The 25,195-nt window shown below is 66.9% G+C and carries 23 protein-coding genes and 2 pseudogenes; 15 read left to right on the forward strand and 10 right to left on the reverse strand.

What is annotated here, in order from left to right; all coding sequences use genetic code 11:
* Positions 1–70: 70 nt before the first annotated feature.
* Positions 71–564: pseudogene (locus ACH45E_RS28735) on the forward strand (transposase).
* A 162-nt stretch (positions 565–726) separates the two neighbouring features.
* Positions 727–1,629, forward strand: a complete 903-nt coding sequence (locus ACH45E_RS28740) for a YceI family protein (protein WP_361450757.1) — start codon at positions 727–729, stop codon at positions 1,627–1,629.
* 92 nt (positions 1,630–1,721) lie between these two features.
* On the opposite strand, the gene ACH45E_RS28745 is transcribed toward ACH45E_RS28740, so the two are convergent.
* The 6 genes from ACH45E_RS28745 to ACH45E_RS28770 form a co-directional block, all read right to left on the reverse strand.
* Positions 1,722–1,973 (reverse strand): hypothetical protein, encoded by a 252-nt coding sequence (locus ACH45E_RS28745; protein WP_361450452.1) that lies wholly within the window; start codon positions 1,971–1,973, stop codon positions 1,722–1,724.
* 84 nt (positions 1,974–2,057) lie between these two features.
* A complete protein-coding gene (locus tag ACH45E_RS28750) occupies positions 2,058–2,462 on the reverse strand; it encodes a hypothetical protein (RefSeq protein ID WP_361450450.1) in 405 nt (134 codons plus the stop codon).
* 829 nt (positions 2,463–3,291) lie between these two features.
* Positions 3,292–3,549 carry a DNA-binding protein gene (locus ACH45E_RS28755; protein WP_361450447.1) on the reverse strand — a complete coding sequence of 86 codons (258 nt, stop codon included), beginning with the start codon at positions 3,547–3,549 and terminating at the stop codon, positions 3,292–3,294.
* On the reverse strand, positions 3,549–7,889 hold the full coding sequence (locus ACH45E_RS28760) for a DUF6531 domain-containing protein (RefSeq protein ID WP_361450444.1): 4,341 nt from the start codon (positions 7,887–7,889) through the stop codon (positions 3,549–3,551). Before ACH45E_RS28760 ends, ACH45E_RS28755 begins: the two co-directional genes overlap by 1 nt.
* Before the next feature lie 11 nt (positions 7,890–7,900).
* The gene (locus tag ACH45E_RS28765) at positions 7,901–8,212 is read right to left on the reverse strand and encodes a hypothetical protein (RefSeq protein WP_361450441.1); all 312 of its coding nucleotides are present in this window, start codon (positions 8,210–8,212) and stop codon (positions 7,901–7,903) included.
* 155 nt (positions 8,213–8,367) lie between these two features.
* On the reverse strand, positions 8,368–9,204 hold the full coding sequence (locus ACH45E_RS28770) for a class E sortase (protein ID WP_361450438.1): 837 nt from the start codon (positions 9,202–9,204) through the stop codon (positions 8,368–8,370).
* Positions 9,205–9,502: 298 nt separating this feature from the next.
* On the opposite strand from ACH45E_RS28770, the gene ACH45E_RS28775 reads away from it, so the two are divergent.
* The 3 genes from ACH45E_RS28775 (at position 9,503) to ACH45E_RS28785 (ending at position 15,497) form a co-directional block, all read left to right on the forward strand.
* Complete coding sequence (locus ACH45E_RS28775) at positions 9,503–10,978, forward strand: beta-1,6-galactanase (protein ID WP_361450435.1); 1,476 nt, start codon at positions 9,503–9,505, stop codon at positions 10,976–10,978.
* Between the two features lie 129 nt (positions 10,979–11,107).
* Positions 11,108–12,130: a hypothetical protein gene (locus ACH45E_RS28780; RefSeq protein WP_361450432.1), complete on the forward strand. Its 1,023-nt coding sequence runs from the start codon at positions 11,108–11,110 to the stop codon at positions 12,128–12,130.
* A gap of 220 nt (positions 12,131–12,350) precedes the next feature.
* Positions 12,351–15,497: a DUF3427 domain-containing protein gene (locus ACH45E_RS28785; RefSeq protein ID WP_361450429.1), complete on the forward strand. Its 3,147-nt coding sequence runs from the start codon at positions 12,351–12,353 to the stop codon at positions 15,495–15,497.
* A gap of 21 nt (positions 15,498–15,518) precedes the next feature.
* On the opposite strand, the gene ACH45E_RS28790 is transcribed toward ACH45E_RS28785, so the two are convergent.
* Positions 15,519–16,166 (reverse strand): ATP-binding protein, encoded by a 648-nt coding sequence (locus ACH45E_RS28790; RefSeq protein WP_399041805.1) that lies wholly within the window; start codon positions 16,164–16,166, stop codon positions 15,519–15,521.
* A gap of 214 nt (positions 16,167–16,380) precedes the next feature.
* Here ACH45E_RS28790 and ACH45E_RS28795 point away from each other — a divergent pair, with 214 nt between their 5' ends.
* The 7 genes and pseudogenes from ACH45E_RS28795 to ACH45E_RS28825 all read left to right on the forward strand — a co-directional run.
* On the forward strand, positions 16,381–17,226 hold the full coding sequence (locus ACH45E_RS28795) for a helix-turn-helix transcriptional regulator (RefSeq protein ID WP_361450423.1): 846 nt from the start codon (positions 16,381–16,383) through the stop codon (positions 17,224–17,226).
* A complete protein-coding gene (locus ACH45E_RS28800; RefSeq protein ID WP_361450420.1) occupies positions 17,226–17,429 on the forward strand; it encodes a DUF397 domain-containing protein in 204 nt (67 codons plus the stop codon). Before ACH45E_RS28795 ends, ACH45E_RS28800 begins: the two co-directional genes overlap by 1 nt.
* A gap of 143 nt (positions 17,430–17,572) precedes the next feature.
* Positions 17,573–18,313, forward strand: a complete 741-nt coding sequence (locus ACH45E_RS28805; RefSeq protein ID WP_361450417.1) for a DUF6879 family protein — start codon at positions 17,573–17,575, stop codon at positions 18,311–18,313.
* Positions 18,310–19,158 carry a helix-turn-helix transcriptional regulator gene (locus ACH45E_RS28810; protein ID WP_361450414.1) on the forward strand — a complete coding sequence of 283 codons (849 nt, stop codon included), beginning with the start codon at positions 18,310–18,312 and terminating at the stop codon, positions 19,156–19,158. The genes ACH45E_RS28805 and ACH45E_RS28810 overlap by 4 nt, the downstream gene beginning before the upstream one ends.
* 624 nt (positions 19,159–19,782) lie before the next feature.
* The gene (locus ACH45E_RS28815) at positions 19,783–20,226 is read left to right on the forward strand and encodes a hypothetical protein (protein ID WP_361450411.1); all 444 of its coding nucleotides are present in this window, start codon (positions 19,783–19,785) and stop codon (positions 20,224–20,226) included.
* An 84-nt stretch (positions 20,227–20,310) separates the two neighbouring features.
* Positions 20,311–20,700 carry a hypothetical protein gene (locus tag ACH45E_RS28820; RefSeq protein ID WP_361450408.1) on the forward strand — a complete coding sequence of 130 codons (390 nt, stop codon included), beginning with the start codon at positions 20,311–20,313 and terminating at the stop codon, positions 20,698–20,700.
* Between the two features lie 33 nt (positions 20,701–20,733).
* Positions 20,734–20,829 (forward strand): annotated as a pseudogene (locus tag ACH45E_RS28825) (DUF397 domain-containing protein); the annotation flags it as partial.
* 19 nt (positions 20,830–20,848) lie between these two features.
* On the opposite strand, the gene ACH45E_RS28830 reads toward ACH45E_RS28825, so the two are convergent.
* Together ACH45E_RS28830 and ACH45E_RS28835 are read right to left on the reverse strand one after the other, a co-directional pair.
* Entirely contained in the window at positions 20,849–21,448 is a 600-nt protein-coding gene (locus tag ACH45E_RS28830) for a hypothetical protein (RefSeq protein ID WP_361450405.1), read from the reverse strand.
* A gap of 240 nt (positions 21,449–21,688) precedes the next feature.
* A complete protein-coding gene (locus tag ACH45E_RS28835; protein ID WP_361450402.1) occupies positions 21,689–22,426 on the reverse strand; it encodes a TetR family transcriptional regulator in 738 nt (245 codons plus the stop codon).
* Positions 22,427–22,526: 100 nt separating this feature from the next.
* On the opposite strand from ACH45E_RS28835, the gene ACH45E_RS28840 reads away from it, so the two are divergent.
* Genes ACH45E_RS28840 through ACH45E_RS28850 form a run of 3 tightly spaced genes read left to right on the forward strand, consistent with a single transcriptional unit; the run spans position 22,527 to position 24,367 of the window.
* Positions 22,527–22,997: an SRPBCC domain-containing protein gene (locus tag ACH45E_RS28840; RefSeq protein WP_361450399.1), complete on the forward strand. Its 471-nt coding sequence runs from the start codon at positions 22,527–22,529 to the stop codon at positions 22,995–22,997.
* Between the two features lie 52 nt (positions 22,998–23,049).
* Positions 23,050–23,793 (forward strand): methyltransferase domain-containing protein, encoded by a 744-nt coding sequence (locus tag ACH45E_RS28845; protein ID WP_361450396.1) that lies wholly within the window; start codon positions 23,050–23,052, stop codon positions 23,791–23,793.
* A 31-nt stretch (positions 23,794–23,824) separates the two neighbouring features.
* A complete protein-coding gene (locus tag ACH45E_RS28850; protein ID WP_361450393.1) occupies positions 23,825–24,367 on the forward strand; it encodes an MOSC domain-containing protein in 543 nt (180 codons plus the stop codon).
* Between the two features lie 6 nt (positions 24,368–24,373).
* On the opposite strand, the gene ACH45E_RS28855 is transcribed toward ACH45E_RS28850, so the two are convergent.
* Positions 24,374–25,189 (reverse strand): alpha/beta hydrolase, encoded by an 816-nt coding sequence (locus ACH45E_RS28855; protein WP_361450390.1) that lies wholly within the window; start codon positions 25,187–25,189, stop codon positions 24,374–24,376.
* Between the last annotated feature and the right edge of the window lie 6 nt (positions 25,190–25,195).

Below are 25,195 nucleotides of genomic sequence, written 5' to 3' on the forward strand. Positions count from 1 at the left end.
ACCCCTCCGGCAGCTCCGCGGTGATCACGGCGTTGTGCCTCATTCTGGCGTAGCGCTGGGGGCGTTGGGCATGGCGCAGCGGGGGCCGCGGGAGGTCGAAGACGGCCTGTGGGAGCGGATCGCTCCGCTACTTCCGGTGGTCGAGCGCCGGGTGCGGTATCCGGGCCGTCGGCGGCCGGGGACCGGCGGGTGCTGAACGGGATCCTGTTCGTGCTGCACACGGGGCTCCCTTGGAAGTTCCTGCCCCAGGAGTTGGGGTACGGCTCTGGCGGTACGTGCTGGCGCAGGCTGCGGGACTGGCATCAAGCCGGGGCGTGGCAAGCGCGGCCACGCTGACCGGCGGAAACCGCCACGACGTCACCCAGCTCATGCCGCTGGTCGGCGCCGTGCCCGCCGTCAAGGGCAAACGCGGCCGCCCCCGAAAGCACCCCGGCCCCACACCGGTTCCGCCGCCTACGCATCCACTGGGAGGTCCGCGACGACATTCACGAAGCGTTTCTCACCCTCTGCATGGCCGTCATCTGCTGGCGACACCTGAAGACTCATTTTCACAGGACCCCCTAACATTTTCACGGGACTCCTTAATCACGGCTGATCCAGAGCCTCCGCTTGCCTGTACGTTTGCCTCGAACAGGCAAGAATCGAATGCATATCCGTCATGGGCCGCTGGCCGACATCGCGCCGTGCGCGGCCCGCGGAGCGCGACCACATAGGGGTACGCACACCATGATCAGCAGCCTTCTCGGCCGACGGAAGGCCTCTCAGCGGAGGGGAAGCCCACTCACCGGAGTCACCGTGCCGCCCGGCGCGGGTCTCCTCACCTGCCGGGTCCTCGACCCCTTGGGCGAGCCCGTGGGCCAAGCCGAGTTCACGGTGCAAGACAGCCACGGTCGCAAGGTAGTGAGTGGTGAGGCCGATCCCTACGGCCTGGTCGTGGCGATGGTTCCCTTCGGGGAATACCGACTGGCCGTCTCCGCCGAGGGTTTCTCCCCTTACCGGGACAGCATTCCGGTCACCGATGGCGGGGGGCCGACCGGCCCCGGAGACATCACGCTCCAGATAGCCCCATCGCTTCCGCTGCCCGACCCCGGCGAATGGGAGATCGAACAGGCCCACACCCGGATCGGGTTCGCCGCACGCCACATCGGTCTCGCCCAGGTCTACGGCCGCTTCAACAACTTCGCCGGCGCGATCCGGATCGGCAACACCATCGAGGACTCGGCGATGCATGTCGTCATCGACGCCGCTTCGATCGATACCAATGTGCAGATGCGCGACGATCATCTGCGGTCCGCGGACTTCCTCGACGTGGAGCACTACCCCACCATGGAGTTCTACAGCGACCGCTTCGTGCACCGAGGCGGAAACACCTGGGCTATCACCGGCGGGTTCACGCTGCACGGCGTCACCCGCACGGTGACCCTCGACGCCAACTACGGCGGTATTCGCGTCGGCATGGAGGATGAGACCCGCGTGGCCGTCAACGCCACAACCGAGTTGCACCGTGAGGACTACACCATCAACTGGAAGACGATGCTTGCCCGTGGCATCGCAGTCGTTGGCTCCAACATCAAGGTCGAACTCGACATCCAGATCGTGCCCAAGGGCACGCAGCTGAAGTTCAAGTAGCGACAATGCGGTCCGTCAACGATCTGGGACGCCTGCTCGCGTGCGCGGCTTGTTCAAGGGCTGTCCCGTAACTGCTGGTCGAGGGACATCCCTTAGGCAGTACGTGCGGTGAAGAACTCGAACTGGTACTCCTGCTCGCTGACTGCGGCTACCGTGCCGAGGTCGTTCGCCAGGAACACCCATGGGGCGTCCCTGGCCTGTCGGATCGAGAAGAACCAGTCATGCGGCATTCCGAACTCGATCCAAGGCGCGAGTTCCAGGACCGGAGGCACGTCCTCCGGCGCCGCCTGCCGCGACAGCCGCAGCCGCTTCCGCTCGTTGTCCTCGACGCGGCCGCGCGGCACCGCACATGGCCACCGGCACAGACGTCGCGTACCGGGCTCAACGGTGATCGTCTTCTATGCCGTGATGTCAGACGCAGGCTGACATCACGGTGCCGCGGACACGATGAACTCAAGCACGCTCCCAGCGAGTCGGCGTCCACACACAGGACACGTTGTCCGATACGAGTGGACGCGCGAGCGCTCCGCGCTGTCAGGGAAGAGAGGAAGAACGACGTCCAGTGCGACAACGCGGAGGCCAGTGCCGCAGTCCGGATGCGTGATGCTCAGAGGCTCTCCGACCACGGCCCCGTCGAAGTCCGCTTCGGTCGCCGCCCCGGAAGCCACCCGCTTGTCGAGCGAGGCCAGGTCGGCTCCATCGCTCCAATGCAGGTAGTAGCGGTGCAACGGCCGGCCGGGGCGTCCGCGCACCAGGATGCGGCGCATCCGCGGATGGTCGGCGAGCAGACGGTCCTCCGACTCATCGAAACCGGCGATCGGCTCGGCAGCCAACACGGGCTCCCCAGCGGGAAAGTAGCGCGTCTCCCAGCTACGGAAGGCCGTGTGCAGCCCGCCCACTGCTCCACCGATCGATGTATCACTGGACCCCACGGCCGTCGACCGGTTCCGATCGGGAGTGGGCACGGTCAGACCTCTCCACCGTCGTCGCCTGACATCAATTTCGCTGCATCCTCCTGAGAGATTTCCAGAAGGGCTTCAGCCGTGAAGGCCTCGATATCGTCAACGTACGGCATGACAGCGACTCGTTGCGTACAGAATGTCACATTCGAGGTCAGGAAGTCATCATCCAGCCCATCCACAGAAAGGGATACGTAACCGAAGGATCGTATGGAGAATATCCGGAACTCAGCGATTGAAGCAACTGCGCATCACGCGGACCAACGAACCATCCGCCGGTCACCACGGACGAAAAAGCACTTGGAACCTCTCTCATGCGGGGCGCGAAAGGACCATCGGTCTCGAAGACGGCCATCATTTTGACATTCGCCCTCATTACTGTCCCACACCCGATCACACACCCTCGGGAAGCGACGCGAGGAATGCGTCGACCTCCGGTTTCACATGGATCTACAGGTCGGTGAGTGTAGAGACGCCAACTGATGGGGCTCCAAAGATCCAACGGGGCGTCACTCGTTGACAGTCCTGACCAGGGAGGTCGTCTCCGTCGGCGGATCGCCCCAGCGTTCACCATCCAGTTGCTCAAGTGACCGGCTGCGGTCGAACGGTGTGGGCAGCATTAGACACTTTCCGTCCCATCGCTCGGCGCGATCGTCACCACGTTCTCGAACTCTCCTCCCGTTCGGCCACGGCCCCCGCATCACTACTCACCACTCACGTCGAATTCCGCAAGCCACGATTCGAAGTCTTCAGGCCCGTGCAGGTACTGCCCGGGCCCCACCATGAGGTCAGCTCCGGCCAAACGGTCAAGTGCGGTCCAAATCCTGCCGTCATTCAGTTCAGGCTCGTCTGACTCCATCAAAGTCATTGCCCAATCGGCGACCTCGTCACGACCGACTTCCCCTCCGACAAGGCGGCGCAAGCGCAAACCGATCTCCGTGCCCAGACCCTCGTTACCCATCAGAACGTCCCTGTGAAGTTGCCGTCTCTATCGAATTGATAGTGTACCTTCTTCCCTCCTGTCACATTTACGTCCGGACGCACGATCCTCACCCGCCCATTCGCATCGAGTGTCTCGTGCCAGATTCGTTTGGCACCTGTCGCCGGATCCCATTCGCGCACCAAACGCCGGCCAATCATTTCTCCAGGATTTCGAGCAGGACTGACCTCACCGTAGAACCTGAACCGCCCGTTGGCCAGTTCCTTGTAGCCGCCCTTTCCGTATTTCTGCGCCTGCTCGTAGAAATCCTGCAATTGCGCGGCGTTAGCTGTCCTCGGGCAGGGTGAGAGGCCTAGCGGGTCGATCCAGAAGAAAGGATTCGCCACATAAGCGTAGGGATTGTCCGCTGGTTCGAGTCCCAATGGGTCGGGAGCGGCATAGCGGGCGGCATCGGGGAGGTAGTAGCGGAAGTAGTTGTAATGATTCCCGGTCTCCCTGTCGTAGTACTGGCCAGGGAAGCGAAGCGGTGTGTACGCCGTGCTGTCCACCGGCCAGCCCGTCACGCCCCACAGCGTCGCCCGGGCCCGCCAGGCGATATCTCCCTGCTCGTCGACCAGTTCGGCTGGAGCGCCGACGAGGTCGGTGACGATGGCGAAGAAGCGCCGGTCGAACTCTCGCTGCGGATTTCCGGCAGCGGCGATCCGTTCGGTCTGTGCCACAGGGTGCAGGTCATCGTGGTCCCAGGTAAGGACGACGACGTGCGCCAGATCAGCCGTTCCGGAAGTCTCCTCGCAGAGGGTGTCACCATCCCACGTGAAGTCGATCTGTTCGGCCACGGCATCACCGTCGGGAGCGGCCATGCGGAGTTTCGCGATACGGCGCCCCAGCGGGTCGTACCGATATCGCCATTGTGTTCCATCAGGGGTACTGACCGTTGTCAACTGATTCTCGGCGTTCCACTCGAAACGCCAGGTGTCGGGCTTCCGGGAGAGACGGGTCTGTTGGCTCAGGACCAGACGGCCCGCGCCGTCGTGCTCGTAACGCATTGCGCCCGCACGCGTGATGCGGTTACCCGAGTACTCACGCGGCCCCCGCGTCTCGGGGCCGGGGTGTCGCTCCGGCCAGGATGCGTGAGTGAGGTTGCCTGCCTGGTCGTAGGCGTAGGTTTCCTGCCATCCATCCGCCTGGATACCCGTCACTCTCCCTACCGGGTCCAGGGCGTAGAGACGACCACCGCTCAGCTGATCGGTGACACTCGCGACGAATCCGTCCGCGCGATAGGTGTAGGACCGCTGCTGCACCACACGGCCATTCACGCCGGTGGTCAACTGGGAACTCAGCCGCCCCAGTTCGTCGAAGGCATGCGCAAGCCGTACGTTCTGGCCCACCTGCCGTTCCACTTCGCGCCCCGCCGCATCGCGTTTGAACGTCAGCACCTGCCCCGACGACGTGAGGCGAATGGGATTGCCCACCGCGTCGTATTCCCACGAGCTGACAGCGCCCGAGGGAGTCGTACGGCTTGCGCGCCGCCCCAATGCGTCGTAGCTGTTGACGAGCACCCGTCCGTTGACGGTTTCCGACACCACCTGCCCGGTCGCGTCACGCACGATGTCCACGACCGCGTCCGGACAGGCAGCATGGACCAGCCGACCCGCCAGGTCGTATGCGAAGCCCGTGATCCGCCCTGCCGCGTCCTTGTACAGCAGCCGTCCCATGGCGTCCCGCTCGAAGCGGATCGGCTCGCCAAGGGGGGTGATGCGCTCGACGAGGCGCCCCGCCGGGTCGTACCCGTAGCGCTGCACTCGTCCGTCGAAGTCCGATTCCCTGACCAGCCGACCCGCCGAGTCGTACTCGTAGTCCCAGGTCAGGCCCTGCGCATTGTGTACCCGGACCAGCTGAAGTTCAGAGTCGTACGCGAACTCGTACCGCACTCCGTCCGGGCCCGTGCGGGCCGACACCGAATCGAAGTACGTGTAGTCGAAGCGGGTGACACCACCGTTCGCGTCGGTGTGGTGCGTGCAGTTGCCCTCACCATCGTAAAGCCACGTCTCCTCCGAACCGTCGGAGGCCACCCGACGTGCCGGCCTGCCTTCGACCGTCCACTCCATGCAGGTCACCGCACCTACGGGATCGGTCAGCCGGACCGGGCGTCCGAACACATCGCGCTCATACGCACTCCGGCCGCCCAGTGCGTCCGTCACCTCGATCGGCAGCCCCGCTGTGTCGTTCCGGACCTCGGTGGCGTGGCCGAGGGCGTCGGTGACACGTCGCAGACCGCCGCACTTGTCGTAGCCGAATCTCGTGGTGCCGTTTGCAGCATCCGTGACGGCCGTCAGGTTGCCGCTGCCGTCATATTCCTGAGTCCACCGTGCCCCGTCCGCATCCACCACCAGCGTGGGAAGGCCCCACTCGTTGTACTCGGACGAGACCTCGGTGCCGTCCGGCCGTACGACTCGTACCAGGTGCCCCCGTTGGTCGTAGTCGTAGCGGGTGTTGAGCCCCAGCGGGTCGGTGACTGCCACGAGGCGCTGGTCCTCGTCCCATTCCTGGATGGTGAGGTTGCCCAGCGGGTCGGTTTCCCGGACGAGACGCAGACCGGTGTTGTGTTCGTAGACCCTGGTGTGGCCCAGGGAGTCGGTAACTCTGGTGGTGCGGGTGGCGTCATCGTAGGTGAGCGCGGACGCCAGGGCATTGCCCGTACCCCCGGTGACCACGACCCGGCCGCGGTCGTCGTACGTGTACGCGTACGTGGTTCCGTTGCGATCGGTCCAGGAGGTGATGCGGCCCTCGGCATCGTAGGTGTACCGCATCGGCAGCCCCGAGGAGTTGATTTCCTCGGCCAGGTGCCCGTGCTCGTCGTAGGTGAAGGTGAGCAGGGTGGTGCCCGGCCGGTCGGAGTGACCCGAGTCGAGCAGGCGCAGCCCGGTGATGCGGGAGCGGGCGTGGTCGTGGTCGATCGCGATGCGGTAGCCGCCGGAGTGGACCACCGCCCCGGGGATGTCGCCTTCCTCGTACTCGATGGTGATCCGGTTGCCGTTGCGGTCCTGGATGTGTTGCAGGGGCAGGTCCACGGCCGTGTCATCGGCCGCGGCGACCGGAGAGTGGAAGACATACGTCAACCCGGTGTCCGGGTCGGTGACTCGGACAGCCCCGTCGACCTGCGCATCCCAGGACAGAAGGAGCCGGGAACCGGCAGTCAGCGGCCTGACGGGCTCGTCGGTCTCGACGTCCGGCCGGGGAAAGCACAGTCGGGCCCCGTCCGCCGCCGCGTAGACGAAGCCCTCGTCATCGGCCTGGACCCGCTGGTCGAGCGTCGAGGCCCAGGACGGCCCGAACCATCCGCCCCACCGGTACGACGAGATGTGCGTCCGCTCCAGGACCAGTGGCAGCACACCCGGCAACGACACGTCCGTACGCGGCAGCGACATGTCCCCGGTGGCCACGTCGATCGGGTCCCGCACGAACTTCTTGACCATGTTGCGGATCGAGGCCGGCAGCTTGTCGAAGCCCGGGTTCAGCTTCAGCCGCTCGAAGGCCGCGCAGTCCAGCCCCATCGACTTGCTCAACCTGGCCAGAGCCGCCGGCCCGAGCGCCTTGAGCCCCTTCCCCAGCGCCTTGCCCAGCACCCCGAACCCGACGCCCATCAGCGCGCCCTCGGCCAGGATCCCCGCCAGCTTGTCCGGATCCCCGAAGGCGGAAGGATCCTCCAGCATCGTCTGGAAGGCGGTGAACTCCATCCCCTCCTTGGCCATCCGGCCGACCGCCGCGACGCCCCGGATCTCCTTCAGCGCCTTCAGCGCCCGCTCGACGCCCCGGATGACCTCCATCACCCCGCGCACGACGGACCCGAGGGTCGTCCCCTCCTCCTCGATCCGCCCGACCAGCGCGACCACCTTCAGCGCCCGCTCACCGGCCATCAGCGTGGACGCCACCTCCGACGCACCCGCCGTAAGGATCGAAAGCGCCAGCCCCGCGAGCTCGAACTCCGCGATCTCCGCGAGGATCACACCGATCTCGGACAGCAACTCATGCGCCTTGTCCGCGAAATCGTCCAGCGCCTTCGCACCCTCCCGCAGCGAATGCGCCATCTCCGTCGCCGACTTACGGGCCGCCTTGGACCGCTTGTGAAAGGCCTTGGCAGCCTTGCCCTCCCACACCACGCCCGCCAGCGCCCGGTCGGAGGCACCGGCGGCGTCCTCCAGCCCCTTCGCCAGATGCCGCCACTTCTTCGCGATCTCCCGGACCCCGTCCGGATCCACCGCCGGATCCGAGATCCCCAGGAACTCCAGACCACTGGCGACCGAATCGCCGAACATGTGGTTGAACTTGTTGATGTAGTGCAGCGGGTTGAGATCCACCATGGTCCGGCGCCTCAGCCCTTCTTCGCCCGGGCCTGGGCCGCCAGCAGTACGTCCAGCAGATCGAAGGCGTCGGACACCTCACCGATCAGCTTCGCCTCCGCCTCCCACTCCTCGTCAAGCTGCTTGGTCAGCTTGGACAGAGTGGTCATGCCCTTCTCTATCTCGTCCTTCGCACCCAGCAACGACCCGAGCGCCCCCAGCGCCTTCAGGTCGTGCTGCTGCTCCTTGAAGTCGGCCAGCGGCTTGGCCGTGTGATGCCCCACCGTCCGCAGCCCCGCGGCCGCCTTGTGCATCGACGCGGCTTCCTTCTTCAGGTCAGACATGCGGCCCATCCCCCCGTACGTCACTACTTCGCTCTGTGCACATGCCAACCCCACGACACTAGGGAGACGGGTTATGCGGGAGGTATGGGGAGGCCCAAGCGGCGGCAAAGATCGCTGATCCGGCCCGCGTTGTTGATGCGGGCGGCCGCGTTGTTCTACGCGCGCAGCCGCATCGACACCAGCTTCCCCCACACCACCATCCGGTACCGGGAGGTGAAATCCGGGGTGCACGTCGTCAGGGTGATGTAGTACCCCGGCTCGCTGTACCCGTAGGCCGGTTTGACGACGGACCGGGGTACGGGCCGGATGACCCCTGAATCACGCGACGAGGTCTGCGGAAGGATCTTGTCGACCGTGTACGTGTAGGTCGCCGACCGCGTCTCGACCTCCACCGTGTCCGCGCGGCGCAAGCGCGGCAGGTGGCGGAACGGCTCGCCGTGCGTGTTCCGGTGCCCGGCGAGCGCGAAGTTCCCGGCCTGCCCCGGCTGTTGGGTGCCGGGGTAGTGACCCACGTACCCCTGGTTGAGGACGTTCGGCTTGCTCACGCCCTCGGCGACCGGGACGCGCAGCCCGAGACGCGGGATGGTGAGGATGGCGTAGGCCTGGGAGCGGCGGGGTCGCGTCGAGGCGGCGCCGGCGGCGTACGACCGCTGCCCCGCGGCGACCCCCGTGCGCGCCCCGGATGACGGAGACGTGGACGACGTATCCGTACCGGAGGAGGACCCATCGGCGGCCCCAGAGCCCTTGTCGGAACTCTCGGAACCGGCGGCACCCGTCCCCCACTCCCGCTCCAGCGCCTCCACCTTCCGCTCGGCCCCCCGCCGCGCCTCCCGGTTGGTCCACCACAGCTGATGCACGACCAGGAGCGCCAGGACGACCCCGACGGTCACCAGGACCTCGCCCCCGCCCCACAGCACCCGCCGGCGCCGAGCGCGCCGCCGCAGGGTGCCGTGCCGTACGACAGGCAGCGGCCGAACGACGGAAGCCCGCATACGCAGTACGCCTCCTCACGCGCCGCCCTGACACGCCACCTCGACCGGGGCCGCCCGCACGATAAGGCGCACGCCGCCAAGTCACCAGAGCCAAAGGGATTCCGGCCGCGCGACCGCCGAACCCAGGCTTCCTCCACTGGTTTTAGAAAGGGCTGTCGCAACCCTCGACAACCCCACGGGCCACACCCGATGCTTCCACTTGGCATGCGGGGGGACGAGTCAACACCGGCCCGGTCGACGTACCACCGACCCGGACGACCGGTGTTTGAGCCGCACGGAGAGGCAGACGACACAAGCCATGATCCGACGCAGAACACTTCTGGCCGCCGCGGGAGGCGGCCTCCTGGGCAGCGCGCTCGCCACGGGCACCGCCCGCGCCGACGCGACGATCGCCGTCAACCCGTCCACGACCTACGGGACTTGGGAGGGCTGGGGCACCTCCCTGGCCTGGTGGGCGAACGTCTTCGGCGCCCGGGACGACTTCGCCGACATCTTCTTCACCACCAAGTCGACGACGTACAACGGCACTTCACTCCCCGGCCTGGGCCTGAACATCGCCCGCTACAACCTCGGCGGGTGCAGCTCGAACACGGTGAACGGCGCGAGCATGGTGGCCTCCGCCAACATCCCCGCGTTCAAGCAGATCGAGGGCTACTGGCAGGACTGGAACAACGAGGACCCCACCTCCTCGGCCTGGAAGTGGACCGCGGACGCCACCCAGCGCGCGATGCTGGTGAAGGCGACGGCCCGCGGCGCGACCAGTGAGCTGTTCGCGAACTCCCCGATGTGGTGGATGTGCCTGAACCACAACCCGTCCGGCGCCTCCGACGGCGGCAACAACCTCCAGTCCTGGAACTACCGCCAGCACGCCTCCCACCTCGCCGCCGTAGCCCTCTACGCCAAGAACAACTGGGGCGTGAACTTCGCGACGGTCGAGGCCTTCAACGAGCCCAGCTCCAGCTGGTGGACGGCGGCCGGCACCCAGGAGGGCTGCCACATGGACGCGACCGTCCAGGCTGCCGTACTCCCCTACCTGCGCAGTGAGTTGGACAAGCGCGGCCTGACGGGTACAAAGATCTCCGCGTCGGACGAGACGAGCTACGACCTGGCGCGCACCACCTGGAACTCCTTCAGCTCGACGACGAAGGGCTACGTCAACCGAGTCAACGTCCACGGCTACCAGGGCTCGGGCGGCCGCCGCGACCTGCTCTACACGGACGTCGTGACGACCGCGGGCAAGGCCCTGTGGAACTCGGAGACGGGCGACAAGGACGGCACCGGCTACACGATGGCCTTCAACCTCCTCTACGACTTCCGCTGGCTGCACCCGACGGCCTGGGTCTACTGGCAGGTGATGGACCCGTCGACGGGCTGGGCGATGATCGCGTACGACCAGAACACCCTGCAGCCGACGACGATCCAGACGAAGTACTACGTGATGGCGCAGTTCAGCCGCCACATCCGCCCGGGAATGAAGATCCTGGACACGGGCGTGAGCAATGCGATGGCGGCCTACGACGCGTCGGCGAAGCGCTTGGTCATCGTGGCCCTCAACACCTCCACCTCGGCCCAGACCCTGACCTTCGACCTCTCCCGCTTCACCACGGTGACGGGCGGCTCCGGCGGCCTGGTCCCCCGCTGGAACACGGTCACGACCGGCGGCAGCGACCTCTACGCCTCCCACTCGGACACCCACCTCTCCGGCAAGACGGTGAGCGTGCCGTTCGCGGCGCAGGCGGTGCAGACGCTGCAGATCGACGGAGTGACGGTGTAGGACGACGGGCGACGGCGACGCGACTGACCCTCGGCTGACCGCGCCCGGGGGCACCGCGACCGGTGACCATGGGCGTTGGTTGGGAATTCACTCCTCCCCTTGTCACCGGTCGGCAGTACGGTGTCCCCCATGCGCCCCGACACGCCTGCCGAGAACGCCGACCACACCGCCGAAGCGGCACGCCTGGAGCGGACCGCCGGCCTGTACCCGGAGGACGCCGAGGCCCTGCTCCTCCAGGCCGCGGCCCACCTGGAACTCTCCGGCGACCGCCCCGCCGCGACCGCGCTCTACGACCGCCTGCTGTCCTCGTCGGACGGCTCTTCGGCCAAGCTGGAGAACCCCCACCTGGTACGCGCCCTCAAGGCCTCCAACCTCTGGGAGTACGACCACGAGGCCGAGGCCCGCGCGATCATCGACGGCGTCCGCGCGACCGCTCCGCGGGACCCCGCCCCCTGGGTCATCGTGGCGGAGGCCCTGGAGACCCACGACGAGCTGGAGGCGGCGCACGACACCTTCACGGAGGCCGCGACCCTGCTCCTGACGAACGTGGCGGAGCCCCCCTACGCCACCCACCCCCTCCTCTACGGCCGCCACCGCGTCCGCCGCATGCTCGGCCTCCCCCACGACGACTGGGACGCCCTCGCCGACACCCTCCACCCCTCCTCCGTCTCCCTGGACGAACTCCACGACCCGAACCGCGTCTGGTCCCTCGGCTCGGACAACCCCGCCGAGCTGAAGGCCGAGATCTCCCGCCTCCAAGCCGAACTCGGCGCCTACCGCGAGGCCCTCTCCCGCCCCTTCCCAGTCGCGATCCTCCACTGGCCGGCCACCGAGCTGGCGGAACTGCTCGCCGCGTACCCGAGCCTCGCGACGGAGTACCCGTCCCACATCCAGCACCTCGCGACCATAGAGTCGTCCCTGCGCGAGCTGGCGTCCTCGGGGACGCCGAACCTTGGGATCGTGACGGGGACGGTCCCCTCTTACGAGGCCTTCGCGGCCTCGGAGGGCTCGTCCCCGGCGGACGTGACGTTGCTCCCGCAGTACGCGACGACGCTGGCGGCACGGGGGCGGGCGGTGGCTTGGCCGCCGCAGCGGGGGGTGGCTTGCTGGTGTGGGGCGGGGCGGGGGTACGAGGGTTGCCACGGGGCGTGACCGGGCGGCCCCTGCTGCCCCAGCAGGGGCATGGGGCAGCCACGCGACCAAAAGGCGGACGTATCCAATCAATGGGCGCACCCGATCCACATCGACGGCTGTCCAAAATCGATCATCTTTCGCCGCAGAATCTCTGAATGTCGGTGGCTGCTGTTACAACAGACCCTCATCGGCATGAGCGATCGCGTGTGATCACTCACGAAGGATCGAAGGAGCAGTCGTGACGGAGTCGGGGGACCTCGGACAGCCGACCGCAGGCATCTACGAACAACTCGTCACCGAGCGCCTGCGGGATCAACTGGCGGGCCTCGAAGCGGGGGGCTGGAAGGCGATCAACGCGGAGGTCAGCGCCGAGTCCTCACCTCATGTGCTGGCTCGTCACATCGGCGAGGTCGTCGCCCGCAGGCTGAACCAGCTCCCGCCCGGCCAGCAGGTCCCCTTCGTCAACCGGATACTGGAATCCCTGGCCACCGGCACGTCTGGTCAGAGTGACGCCGAGCCCACGAGCACGGTCGTCGAGGGCCCGCGGCAGTTGCTCGCCCTCGCCAAGCAGGAAGCACCGGGGGCCTACGCGATTCGCCCGCTCACTCCGCTGTCCGAGACGTCGTTGCTTACGAACTCGCCGGAAGACGTCAGCCTGGGCGCGGAGCTGCGGGCCGAACTGGCGACCGCCGACCGTATCGACCTGCTGTGCGCGTTCGTGAAGTGGTACGGCATACGGGTTCTGGAGGACTCTCTCCGCGCCGCCAAGGAACGAGGCGTGGAGATCCGGGTCATCACGACCACGTACATGGGCGCCACCGACCGCCACGCGCTCGACCGTCTCGTCCGTGACTTCGGTGCCACCGTCAAGGTGAACTACGAGACCCGCTCCACGCGCCTCCACGCAAAGGCCTGGCTGTTCCGACGCGAGACAGGCTTCGACACCGCCTACGTCGGGAGCTCGAACCTGTCCAAGGCGGCCCTGCTTGACGGTCTGGAGTGGAACGTACGTCTGTCGTCCGTCGCCACGCCCGCTGTACTGGACAAGTTCGAGGCGACCTTCGATGCGTACTGGAACGACATCGCCTTCGAGACGTACGACCCCGATCTTCACGGTGAGCGCCTCGATGAAGCGTTGACTCAGGCGGGCGGCGGCACCCCGACCACCGACCTGAAGATCAACCTCTCCGGTCTTGAGGTACGTCCCTTCCCGCACCAGCGAGACATGCTCGAGCGGCTCACGGTCGAGCGGGAGATTCGCGGGCGGCACCGGAACCTGCTCGTCGCGGCCACTGGCACGGGGAAAACCGTGATGGCCGCACTTGACTACCGAGGTCTGTGCAGGAAGTCGACCAACGCACGGCCCAGGCTGTTGTTCGTGGCCCACCGCAAGGAGATCCTCAGCCAGTCCCTGCGCACGTACCGGGAGGTGCTGGACGACGCCTCCTTCGGAGAGCTGCTGCACGCGGGGGAAGACCCGCGCGAGTGGAACCACGTCTTCGCCAGCGTTCAGTCCCTCAACGTCCGTCGACTGGAGCAGTTGTCGCCCGATCACTTCGACGTCATCGTCATCGACGAGTTCCACCATGCCACCGCCGCCACGTACCGCCGGGTCATCGACCACTTCACGCCGAAGGAGTTGCTGGGTCTGACGGCGACTCCCGAGCGGATGGACGGGCTCAACGTCCAGGACGAGTTCTTCGAGGGGCGCATCGCTGCCGAGATGCGTCTGTGGGAGGCGCTGCAGAACGACCTGCTGTGCCCCTTCCACTATTTCGGCGTCCCGGACGGAACAGATCTGAGGAACCTGGGCTGGCAGAAGGGCGCGTACGCCGACCAGGAACTCGACAACCTCTACACGGGTAACGACGCACGCGCCAGGATCGTGCTGAAGCAGGTCCGGGACAAGGTCTCCCACCCCGGTTCGATGCGGGCGTTGGGCTTCTGCGTGAGCAAGAAGCACGCCCGCTTCATGGCGGACTTCTTCCGCAAGGCCGGCTTGCAGGCCGTGGCGCTCGACAGCGACTCGCCCGCTGCCGTGCGCGCCCAGGCGTTGAAGGACCTCAGCGACGGAAAACTTCAGGTGATCTTCTCCGTCGACCTGTTCAACGAGGGGCTCGACATCCCCGACGTCGACACCCTGCTCCTCCTTCGTCCCACCAACAGTGCGACGATCTTTCTCCAGCAGTTGGGCCGGGGGCTCAGGCGGACCGAGACGAAGCCGGTGCTCACAGTCCTCGATTTCATCGGACAGCACCGAGCGGAGTTCCGCTTCGAGGAGCAGTTCCGGGCTCTGACGAACCTGTCGCGGAACCGGCTCCTCGACCACATCGAGCGTGACTTCCCGCAGTTGCCGTCCGGCTGCCAGATCATTCTTGAGGGCAAGTCCAAGGACCTCGTCCTGGACAACATCCGGACGCAACTGGGCGCCACGGTCAAGACGTTGGTGACCGAGGTCAAGGCGTACAGCACGCCGCGTCTCGCCGACTACCTCCGTGAGAGCCGTCGGGAGATCAAGGAGCTGTACAAGAGCGACAACTCCTGGACGACCATCCTGCGCCGGGCCGGCCTGATCGAGGAAGCCGCGCCTTTGGAAGAAGCGGCTCTCCTCAAGCGCGCCCACGCCTTTCTCCACGTGGACGACCCCGAGCGCGCCGGGGCCTACCTGCGCCTCCTCGAAGACGACGCCCCGCCATACGAGGAACTGGGGCCGACCGACCAGTCGTACGCCCACATGCTGTTCTTCAACCTCTGGGACAACGCGGGTGGCTTCACCAGCTACCGGGAGGGCCTCGAGTCACTGCGCCCCCAACGGGTGTTCCGAGACGAACTGAGGCAGCTACTGTCGTACGTCATCGAGCAGGCGGACCACTTTCCCATCCCGTTGTCGGGCCGTCTCAGCCACGTCCCGCTGAAGGTGCACAGCGCATACAACCGCTCCGAGATACTCGCCGCTCTCGGGGTGGCGCGCTTCGGCGGTCAGATGCCCAGGTCCTTCGCGCAAGGTGTGCAGTGGGTCGAGGAACTCCAGACGGATGCCCTGCTCATCACTTTGGAGAAGAACGAGAAGGACTTCTCACCTACCGTCCGCTACAAGGACTACGCGCTGAGCCCGACGCTCTTCCACTGGGAGTCCCAGAACTCGACGGCGGCCGAGTCCCGCACCGGCATGCGGTACCGGGAGCACGCACAGCGCGGGAGTCAGGTCCTCTTGTTCATGCGCCGCTACAAGAACACAGACATAGGCAAGTCCCAGCCATGGATGCTCCTCGGCCCGGCGACCTACAGGACTCACACCGGCAGCAAGCCGATGGCGATCACCTGGCGCCTGAAGCACGAGCTCCCGGCCGACGTGTGGACGTATTCGGCGATCACGGCGAGCTGATCCACGGGGCCCGGCTGCCCGTCAACGAGCCTCGACCTCGGCCTCGAAATGGACCTGGGCTCGGTCGAGTACCTCCTCCGGGTCCCGGCCGTGCACCCAAAGCCAGTGGAGGAGATCGGTGATCACGCCGATCGCCGCCTCCTCCGCCGCCGACGCCCGTAGGCGACTCGAGCCCGGCGGCGGAATCGACTCACTGGTATAGAGGCCGAGCACGTCTGCGGCTCGGACCACGCGAGGGCCCGTGGTGTGCCCGACAGTCGTTCTGACACTCGTCAGCAGCTCGCACCATGTCGCCTTGCGTCCGGCCGTGAGATCGACGCCCCATCGGTCGCTGATGGCGTCGATAAGGGCCATACCCCGCCCCGTCTCGGCATCCGAGTCCGCGTCAGCCAGGTTCGGCAGGGCACGAGGGTCCGGGTCGTGGACCTCGATGCGCAGGCGAGTGCCATTCATGCGGACCGCAAGTGTGGTGGGGGTGCCAGGTCCCACGTGCTTGATGACGTTGGCGACGAGCTCGGTGACGCAGAGTTCCGCGGCTTCACTGAGGCCCTGCAACCCCCAAAGCTCCAGGTGCAGTCGCAGGGTCCGTCGCAGCGCGACAACTTCCTCCGCCTCAGCCAGAAAAGGCAGTTCCCACGACCTTCGTGGCATACAACCGGTGCAGTCCATGACGTACTCGACTCCCTCGCTCACCCTGCCAATGGCACCCTGTGCGTTCAGTAACCTCACGGCAACCAAGAGTTGCATTGAGACTTCCAAAATGGAACTCTCATTTCTGGCGAGGAGGAGCACGGCGGCGCGCAACGCGCCCCGGCGCACACCACCTTGCAGTCCCTCTAGGGGGACGAGGACGATCTACGCACCGGCAGGAAGGGCCTCAGGCATGGCAGTTGGACCCACCACTCGCAGGCGCCAGCTGGGGGCAGACCTACGTCGACTCCGGGAGTCGACGGGGCTCACCCTGGAGGAGGCTGGAGCCCGCGTCGGCATCTCGAAGGCGACACTCAGCCGCTACGAGACAAAGGAAGGCACGGTGAAGTGGCCGGCCGTTGACGCTCTCTGCCGCGAGTACGGCGCCACGGACGAGGAGCGCCTCGCGCTGGTCGAGCTAGCCAAGGGCGCCAAGATCCAGGGCTGGTGGCGCTCCCTCGCCGACTCCATCCCCGAGTCCATGAACCTCATGCTGACCCTCGAAGACGAGGTCGTACGCGAGGACCACTACGCCTGCATGTACGTTCCCGGCCTACTTCAGACCCGCGCGTACGCCGAAGCCGTACACCGGGCCTCAGAGGTGCAGTGCCCTGAACGCGAAGTCCAGCACATGGTCGACATTCGTATGAAGCGTCAGGAGTTGCTGGATCGGGAGGAGCCACCACACATCTGGTGCGTGATCGACGAAGCAGCCATCCGACGGCTGGTCGGCGGCCGTGAGGTTATGCGTCAGCAGTTGCAACACCTGCTCACCGTCTCCCAAAGGCCGCACATCACAGTCCAGGTACTGCCGTTCGCACGCGGCGCGCACGCAGCGGCTGTAGGCAGTTTCGCCGTCCTGCGCGGGCAGACCCGAGAGCTCGACGTGGTGTACGTGGACCTCATCGGCGGCGGCCTCTTCATGGAGAAACCGCAGGAACTGGAGCGTTATAGGTTGGCGTTCGAGTACCTCAGCGCCCAGGCCCTGGACTTCGAGTCCTCAGCGGAACTCATCGAGCGGATCAGCAAGGAGCCTTGATGGCAGCGTCGTCGGAACTGCACTGGTTCAAGTCCTCTTACAGCGGCGGCAGCGGCACCGAGTGCGTAGAGGCCGCTTTCACCCCATCTGGCGTACTCATACGGGACTCCAAACAGCCAGGCCACCCACACCTCGCCGTGTCGGCGACGGTCTGGGCAGGCTTCTTGGCAGCCGCTGACCTATTGAGAGACCAGCTGGGATGACGGCGCCCCGGAGACGGCCGTCGAGTCGGCTTGCGTGCAATCTCCGGTCGTCGCTCGGCAGGCGCAATCTGCCGCAATCGTTGGGCACCCGTCGAGGCCGTACGCGCATCCTGGATCTTCAACCACCGTAGTAGGAGGGCGAGATGGTGCTCAGGTTCCTCGGCACAACCAGCGAAGACGGCGACTGCCCCACCCTGTACGACATCGAGGGGACGGACGAGGTCCTCGTCCAAGGTGAGCGTGAGACCAACCCCGAGCACCTGGCCCAGCTGCGGGACGTCAAGGAGTCAGAGACCTTCGTCCGGGTCCCGCGTGGTCTGCTGATCCGCTACGCGCCCCAGGCTGACGCCTCAGAGCTTCAGCCGTTCGCCTCCATCTCCGACCTCTTCCGCGACTTCAGGCATACCGCCTGGCGCCTGGAGACCCGCCATGGGTATGCCTCCGACCGCAAGAGCCCCGGATGGTCCCGGTTCCTCGCGGGCGAGGACATCACCGGCGCTCCGGACAACGCCTGGCGTGAGAACGTCCGTGTGCAGACGGCCCAGGGCAAGCGGTTCGAGCGCGTACGGCTGGTCGACGAGCCGCTCACGCAGGGGCAGGAGTTCCTGATGGCGAGCGCGCCCAACAACGTCGCGGCAGGCGAGGACATTCGTAACCTGAGCCGCAGGCGAGCGAAGGAACTGCGCTTGCCTGACTGGGACTTCTGGCTCTTCGACTCGAAGGTACTCGCCCGCTTCGCGTTCGACGACGATGACACCACCCTGGGCGTGTACGTCACTGAGGACCCGGTCGAAGTCCTAGCGGCCTGTCAGGCCCGGGACGCCGCCTGGCACCATGCGGTCCGTACCGAAGAGTTTGCCAGCCAGGTACGTTCCACCGTGTGAGCACGGACTACCAGACCGCAAGAGAAGCCCTCGGCGCGCGGCTGCGCGAGCTGCGCACCGAGGCCGGTCTGGATGGCAAGGATCTTGCCGCCAAACTCGGCTGTCAGCCGTCGAAGGTCTCCCGCCTGCAAAACGGCAAGCAAACCCCGTCCGCAGCCGACCTGACCGCGTGGGCGCGGGCCTGCAACCAACCGGACGTCGAAACCGAGCTCCAGGGGCTACGAGCCGGGCTGGAGATGAAGCAGCGGCACCGCTCCTGGCAGCGCCAGCTGGCCGGCGGGCACCGCGGCCGCCAGGAGATCGCCGTTCGCCAGACCGAGGCCACCAAGGTGATCCGGGGGCTGGAGGTCTCGCGCGTTCCCGGGCTGTTTCAGACGCCGGAGTACGCCCGTGTCATCTTCGACTCCAACGCGGAGTTCCGTGGCATCACGCCGACCACCGATGCAGCGGTAGAGACCCGGATGCGTCGCCAGGAGGCGCTGTACGACCCTGCGAAGCAGTTCCGGTTCCTCGTGTGCGAGGCGGCCCTTTACCACCGCTCATGTCCCGCGGGGGTCATGGCGGAACAACTGGACCGGCTGTACAACCTGGTGGGCCAGCGCCGGATCGAGCTCGGCATTCTTCCCTTCGGTGCGCAGTTGCGCCGTACGGCACCGCACGCGTTCTGGATCTACGACTGTCGCCTGGTCATCGTCGAGACGATCAGTGAAGAGCTGTGGCTCACCGGGGACGAGGACATCCGCTTGTATGAGCGGGCATGGGACTGGCTCGCCGAGTCCGCCGAGTACGGGACGCCGGCACGCCGTCTGATCGGCCGGGCGAGAGCCTCTTTGGACCTCTCTTAGGCAATCAGCCACAAGCGCCACAGCCATGCGCGCAATCATGTGCAATCGTCACGCAGGCGCGCAATCGTGCCGCCTAACGTCCTGCTCATGGCCTCCAAACCCGCCCCGTCCATCGGGCAGGCAGCCAGAAACGGCTCCTGGCCCGCGCTCGAAATCCCACCGCCGTGCGTCGAGCCTGGCCCGTCGAGGAGGTGGGCAGTCGGGAACTCGGCCCATCCTGGTGAATGCGGCAATGCGACGGGCCTGGCGGCTTCTACCCACCGACCTCGGTGACCACCAGCTGAAGGCGATGACGCGGCAGGCCCGCAACGACTGAATCGCCCTCGGCACACGGCTTTGAGCCCCGAAAGACTGCCCTGGGCAGGGGCATTGGCCCGTCGGGGAGCGGTTGATCTCCCTCTCCCACGGCTTCCCGCTGCTCACGGCCCTTCGCCACGCCGATCAGCGTATGTCGACTCCCTCTCCTCGAGCACACGACAGGCATTCGGCGCTGTGGGAGAGGGCCACCCGAAGGTCCCCCCACTGTGAGGTGAACCAGTGCTGCACACGACTCCGTTACTTCCCGCCCCAGCCTCCGACCCGACCCCGTTCCGCAGCGCCACCAGTTCCGAAGAAGGTCTCTCGATGACCCCCAGCGCCGTCGCCGCCCCCTCGACCCGTACCGGCCGCTCCCTCGTCACCGACACCGAGTTCGAGACCCTCGCCGCTTTCTGCGCCGACGAGTACGGCCTGGAGCGCTGTGTCGCCGACCGGGTGATCGACCAGGCTCTTGCCCTCGTCTACGTCATGGGCGCCAGCGGTGAGGGTGCGAGCATGGCGCCCTCCCAGCAGGTCGACCCCGGCTGGCACACCCTCATCCTGCACACCAGCTGGTACGCCGACTGGTGCGAACGCAGCTTCGGCTACTTCCTGCACCACCAGCCGAACTCCAAGGTCCGCACTCGCGGGCTCATGGTCGACGTCGTAGGCAGGATCCGCGCCGCGGGCTTCGACGTCGACGAACGGCTGTGGGGCACGGCGGCGGAGTGCAACCCGCCCGCCTGCTGCGGCGACGGCCCCTGCTGCTGACCGCGATCCCGTCATCCCCCGGTAAGGCGGGCCGGTCCTGTCGTGATCGGCCCGCCAGTCCTCGCTCGAGAACGGATTCCCACCGTGTTCCTGGCGGAGCTGACCGCAACGAGCCGTGTGACCGTCTTTCCCCTGGAGGGCCTCACCGTCGCATACACGACTCAGTCCAGTGACGAACGGCAGTTGGGTGACCTCGGGGTCGTGACTGTCGTCGATGCGCAGAGCAACGGTGACGAGCTGTGGCGCCTGGCGCGAGACCTGGGCGGTCGTACCTCCGGTGGGGAGCAAGCACGCTGGATCCTTACTCAAGCCAGCCGTGCTCGGGTGGTCACGACGCACAAAGACCTCCCGAACGCGAAGTGGACCGCGCACATCCACCGCAGTTTCGGCCTCGACGCGCTCTTCGCGAACCACGAAGTCTTGATGACCGGCAGGATCACGCTGTGCCCGCCCGATCTCGCGTGCGTCGAGTGAGCATGGTCCGGGGACGGCACCCGCGTACGGGACTCCAAGAATCCGGATGGGCCGGTCGTGGCTGTTCAGCGACGTGCCTGGCTGGCGTTCATCGATGCATTGCGACGCGAAGTCCTTGACGGCGTGTGAAGCTTGAGGGTGCCGGTGCTCACCTCTCGGGGTCCGGCCAAGTCGCCGCAAGGGCTCGCCAGTCTGGGAAGCGGGGGCCGGAGACCATCTCCTGGGTGGGCTCGCCGTTGAGCCAGCAGACTTGCTCGGGGCCGCCGTCGCCGGTGTCGAACAGGCAACATGCTGCGCCGCTGGCGGCGGTGAGGTCGGTGAACGCCTTCCTGATGTTGGTCGACCGCGCGAACAAGCGGCTCATCCCGGACGTCGCTGCCGAGCATTCCACCGACGCGTAACCGGGGTGCAGGAAGGACTCGAACCGGATCGTCGCGTAGATGTACCCGATCTGGATGCGCCCGTCCGCCCCGGGTTGGTGGCCACCCGCCTTCGCGTACTCGCGCAGCGCGTCATCGACGTCGAACATGAGGGACGTGTCGAGTTCGAGCGTGCTGCTCGTGGAGCAGTCGACCGGCTCGCTCTCGAAGTGGGACGTGAACGGGAGGACGAGCCGTTCACCGCCGGGCAGGGTGATGTCGAGGGGCGGCACGCGCGGGGCCGGTGGTGCCAGCTTGGCCATATTGGCCAGCGCCTTGGCGATGTTTCGGGGACGCAGGTAGATGTCGTAGCTGTAGACCAGTCCCATTCTTCCCCCTCTGCCGGATCGAACCGCACCTTCTCATGACCCGCCCTGGTGGAGCCTGCCAGTTTCCCAGGGGGCGCGCCGATTTAGCTGCAACTGCCCCTTGCCCGCGCAGGCGTACGGTGATTGGCAGATATGGGACGGGAGCGGGGAGGGCAACCGCAGGTCGCGGAGCTTGAGCGTGGCCCATATCTGCCAATCGCTCCCCGAGAGGGCGGATTCACTGGCGGGGTGGTTTGCGCGTCAGGGAGTGGTGGCGTCTTCCTCTTGGTCTTCGATGGGATGCGTGACGTCGGCGAGTGAGGCCAGGCCGGTGGTGATCAGTTGGGCCGCGCGGTGGACGTCGGCGGTTACCGCCTCTTGGAGCTGGGTGGGGGTGCGGATGCCGTCCAGGTGTTTCGTCAGGCTCTGGGACTGGATGGGCCACAGGCCCAGTAGGGCGGTTGCCGCGATCTGGGGCTCCGGGTCGTCCGGGCTCAGCCGGGTGCGCTCGGCCAGTACTTCGGCCGCGGCGGTGACGAGGCGGTCGGTCATGTCGCGGTGGTGGGCTCGGAGGGAGGGCGTGGACCTGGTCAAGGTGCCGAAGCGCCTGATCTTGGCTGCGGCCTCTACGGGGTCGTCCTGGGTGGCGATCCAGGACGTCAGGGCTCGCAACTCGGCGGAGAGGATCCGCAGCACCGCCTCGACCGGGGGGTGGTCGGGGTCGGCCAGGCCGGCGCGCAGAGCGGCCATCGTGGTCTCCCCGCGGTCCAGGATGAGCGATTCCTTGGTCGGGAAGTAGTTGAAGACCGTCTTCTCCGAGACCCCGCACGCCTGAGCGATCTCCGAGACGCGCACGGCGTCGAAGCCACGCTCGAGGAACATCTCGGTCGCGGTGTCGGACAGTTGCTGCCGCGTCAGGCGCTTCTTGCGCTCCCGCAGCCCTTCAGTCCCGGGCTCCCTGGTCTGTGGGTGCCAGGCCGTCCAGTCCACTGTGCTCATGGCCTCAGCCTATCCAGTGACTAGATTATTACTGCTACTATAAATTTTTAGTTGCTGTAGAAATGACGTGGCTTTGCGTCCGACTGTTTGGGGAGTCCTCATGAGCGCCATCCACATAGTTCGCGACTACCCCCACTCCCCCGCCAAGGTCTGGCGCGCCCTCACCGACCCCGCGCTCATCCCGCTGTGGACCGCTACCGGCGCCGGTGCGCGGCCGGAGGGGTTCACCACCACCGTCGGCGCCGGGTTCCGGTTCGTCGCGAAGCCGAAGCCCGGCTGGAGCGGCATCGTCGACTGCGTCGTGCTGGAGGTGGACGAGCCGCGGCTGCTGCGTTACTCGTGGACCGACCCCGGGGGTGGCGAGACGACCGAAGTCGCCTACCGGGTTGAGCCGCATGCCGAGGGCACACGTTTCAGCTATGACCACACGGGCTTCACGGGCGTCGGCGGGTTTTTCATGGCCCAGTTCCTGGGTCGCGTGCGGCGGAAGATGCTGAGCGTCGGTCTGCCCGCGGTACTGGACGATCTCGACGAGGGCGGCAGGCTCCGCCCCGGTGCTGGGACGCGGTGACTTGGCGCGAAGGTGGGTGACGGGCCGTAGCGTCGGCTCTGATACTGGCGGTGTGGCGCTTTACGACTCACTCGGTACGACGTATGCGCGGACCCGGCGGCCCGATCCGCGGATCGGTTCGCGGATTCATGCCGCGCTGGATGGCATGGCTGATGTGATCAACGTGGGGGCGGGGGCCGGGTCGTATGAGCCGGAGGTGACTGTGCTTGCCGTGGAGCCCAGTCGGGTCATGGTGGATCAGCGGCCGGTGGGGGCCGCGCCGGCCGTGCAGGCGGTCGCGGAGCGGTTGCCGGTGCGGGATGGGGCGGCCGATGCCGTGATGGCGTTGCTTACCGTGCATCACTGGAGGGATCTGGCCGCGGGGGTGCGGGAGTTGCGGCGGGTGGCTCGGCGGCGGGTTGTCGTGCTGACCTGGGATCAGGTTGTGTTTCGGGAGCGGTTCTGGCTTGTGCGGGAGTATCTGCCGGAGGCCGTTGCGTTCGATGACTCGCGGGCCGTGCCGGTGGAGGTCTTGGCCGAGCTGCTCGGTGGGGCTCGGGTCGAGAACGTTCCTGTGCCTCATGACTGTACGGATGGGTTCGGGGCTGCCTATTGGCGTCGGCCCGAGGCTTATCTCGATCCGGAGGTGCGGGCGGGGATTTCGCTGTGTGCGCAGACCGGGGAAGACGTCATCGCGCCAGGGCTGGAACGGCTTGCCGGGGACCTGGCGAGCGGGCGGTGGCACGCGCGGCATGCTGAGTTGCTGGGGCTCGAGGCCATCGATGTGGGTTACCGGCTCCTGGTGAGTAACGTGTGACGTCTGACGTGATGGGAAAAGGGGGCCCAGCATGAACGCGGTGGTCACGGCTGTCAGCAGTAACGGCGAGTACTCGTTCAGCAAGCCGAACCGGGAGAACATCAACCTGCTCGCCGGGCTCGGGGTCGAAGGGGATGTGCACTCCGGGGTGACCGTCAAGCACCGGTCCCGGCTCGCTCAGGATCCCACTCAGCCCAATCTGCGGCAGGTGCACCTCATCCATGAGGAGCTGTTCGGGGAGGTGGGCGGTGCGGGCTTTCGGGTCGCGGCCGGGGAGCTCGGGGAGAACATCACCACCCGGGGGATTGATCTGCTGGCGCTGCCGACCGGGGCTCTGTTGCGGATCGGGGACGAGGCCGTGGTCGAGGTGACCGGGTTGCGGAATCCCTGTCTGCAGATCGACAACTTTCAGCGGGGGCTGCTGAAGCAGGTCGTCGGGCGGGGTGAGGACGGGAGCCTTGTGCGGAAGGCCGGGATCATGGGCGTCGTGCGGGAGGGTGGCGTGGTGCGGCCGGGTGACGTGATCAAGGTGAGCGTGCCGGAGGGGCCGCATCGGCCGCTCGAGCGGGTCTGAGCCGCCTCAGTCGTTCAAGAAGCGGGCGATCGTCTCGTACAGCGACTCAGGCTGGTCCAGGTGGACGTCGTGGCGGGCGTCGGTGATGACGGTGATCCGGGTCGAGGGGCGACGGCTGCGCATGTCGGCCGCCTCGGCGGGCGGCATCGTTCCGTTCTCGCCGCGGACGACCAGCGTCGGGCAGGCGATGCGCGACCAGTCTGTCCAGTAGTCGTCCGTCGCCAGTTCCGCGACTGCTGCGATCATGGTGTTGCGGTCCAGCCTCGAGTGCCAGCCGCCCTCCCGTTCGTCCAAGCCCTTCATCCATGCTTCGTGGCCGAGGAAGGCAAGTGCCTCCTGCCTCGACTTGAAGACGGGCGGCCAGCTGTCCAGCCAGGCGCCGATCTCGGCCGGGAGGCCCGGCTTGCGCCCCGCGGGGCCTGCCTCCACCAGGGTCAGGGAGTCGACCAGAGGGGCGTGCCTCGCCGCCAGCAGCAAGGCCGTCAGGCCTCCCAGGGACTGGCCGACGAGGGTCGCGGGGGCCAGGCGCAGATGGTTGATCAGGGTCACCGCGTCGGCCACCGCCGCCGCTCGCGTCATGTCCGGGGGTGTGCGCGTGCTGTCGCCGTGGCCTCTCGCGTCGTACGTCACCACGCGGTGGCCGTCGGCGAGGAGGCGGGCGGCCAGGTCGTCCCATTCGCCCATGTGGCCCGCCAGGCCGTGGAGGAGGAGGACGGGGCGGCGGCCGAGGCGGGCGCCGGGTGGGGTGTGGTCGCGGTAGGCGATGCGGGTGCCGTCCGGAGTGGTGAGGTGGCGCGCGGGGGCTGTCGGATGTGGGGGCACGGGGGC

The organism is Streptomyces sp. NPDC020299 (genome assembly GCF_044387825.1).
Classification (GTDB): domain Bacteria; phylum Actinomycetota; class Actinomycetes; order Streptomycetales; family Streptomycetaceae; genus Streptomyces.

What these genes read in the sequence shown, in the direction of transcription:
- ACH45E_RS28740 (WP_361450757.1), top strand. Translation starts at nt 727, where the DNA reads ATGATCAGCAGCCTTCTCGGCCGACGGAAGGCCTCTCAGCGGAGGGGA.
- ACH45E_RS28755 (WP_361450447.1), bottom strand. Translation starts at nt 3,549, where the DNA reads ATGGGTAACGAGGGTCTGGGCACGGAGATCGGTTTGCGCTTGCGCCGC.
- ACH45E_RS28760 (WP_361450444.1), bottom strand. Translation starts at nt 7,889, where the DNA reads ATGGTGGATCTCAACCCGCTGCACTACATCAACAAGTTCAACCACATG.
- ACH45E_RS28765 (WP_361450441.1), bottom strand. Translation starts at nt 8,212, where the DNA reads ATGTCTGACCTGAAGAAGGAAGCCGCGTCGATGCACAAGGCGGCCGCG.
- ACH45E_RS28770 (WP_361450438.1), bottom strand. Translation starts at nt 9,204, where the DNA reads ATGCGGGCTTCCGTCGTTCGGCCGCTGCCTGTCGTACGGCACGGCACC.
- ACH45E_RS28775 (WP_361450435.1), top strand. Translation starts at nt 9,503, where the DNA reads ATGATCCGACGCAGAACACTTCTGGCCGCCGCGGGAGGCGGCCTCCTG.
- ACH45E_RS28780 (WP_361450432.1), top strand. Translation starts at nt 11,108, where the DNA reads ATGCGCCCCGACACGCCTGCCGAGAACGCCGACCACACCGCCGAAGCG.
- ACH45E_RS28790 (WP_399041805.1), bottom strand. Translation starts at nt 16,166, where the DNA reads ATGGACTGCACCGGTTGTATGCCACGAAGGTCGTGGGAACTGCCTTTT.
- ACH45E_RS28795 (WP_361450423.1), top strand. Translation starts at nt 16,381, where the DNA reads ATGGCAGTTGGACCCACCACTCGCAGGCGCCAGCTGGGGGCAGACCTA.
- ACH45E_RS28800 (WP_361450420.1), top strand. Translation starts at nt 17,226, where the DNA reads ATGGCAGCGTCGTCGGAACTGCACTGGTTCAAGTCCTCTTACAGCGGC.
- ACH45E_RS28805 (WP_361450417.1), top strand. Translation starts at nt 17,573, where the DNA reads ATGGTGCTCAGGTTCCTCGGCACAACCAGCGAAGACGGCGACTGCCCC.
- ACH45E_RS28815 (WP_361450411.1), top strand. Translation starts at nt 19,783, where the DNA reads ATGACCCCCAGCGCCGTCGCCGCCCCCTCGACCCGTACCGGCCGCTCC.
- ACH45E_RS28830 (WP_361450405.1), bottom strand. Translation starts at nt 21,448, where the DNA reads ATGGGACTGGTCTACAGCTACGACATCTACCTGCGTCCCCGAAACATC.
- ACH45E_RS28835 (WP_361450402.1), bottom strand. Translation starts at nt 22,426, where the DNA reads ATGAGCACAGTGGACTGGACGGCCTGGCACCCACAGACCAGGGAGCCC.
- ACH45E_RS28840 (WP_361450399.1), top strand. Translation starts at nt 22,527, where the DNA reads ATGAGCGCCATCCACATAGTTCGCGACTACCCCCACTCCCCCGCCAAG.
- ACH45E_RS28850 (WP_361450393.1), top strand. Translation starts at nt 23,825, where the DNA reads ATGAACGCGGTGGTCACGGCTGTCAGCAGTAACGGCGAGTACTCGTTC.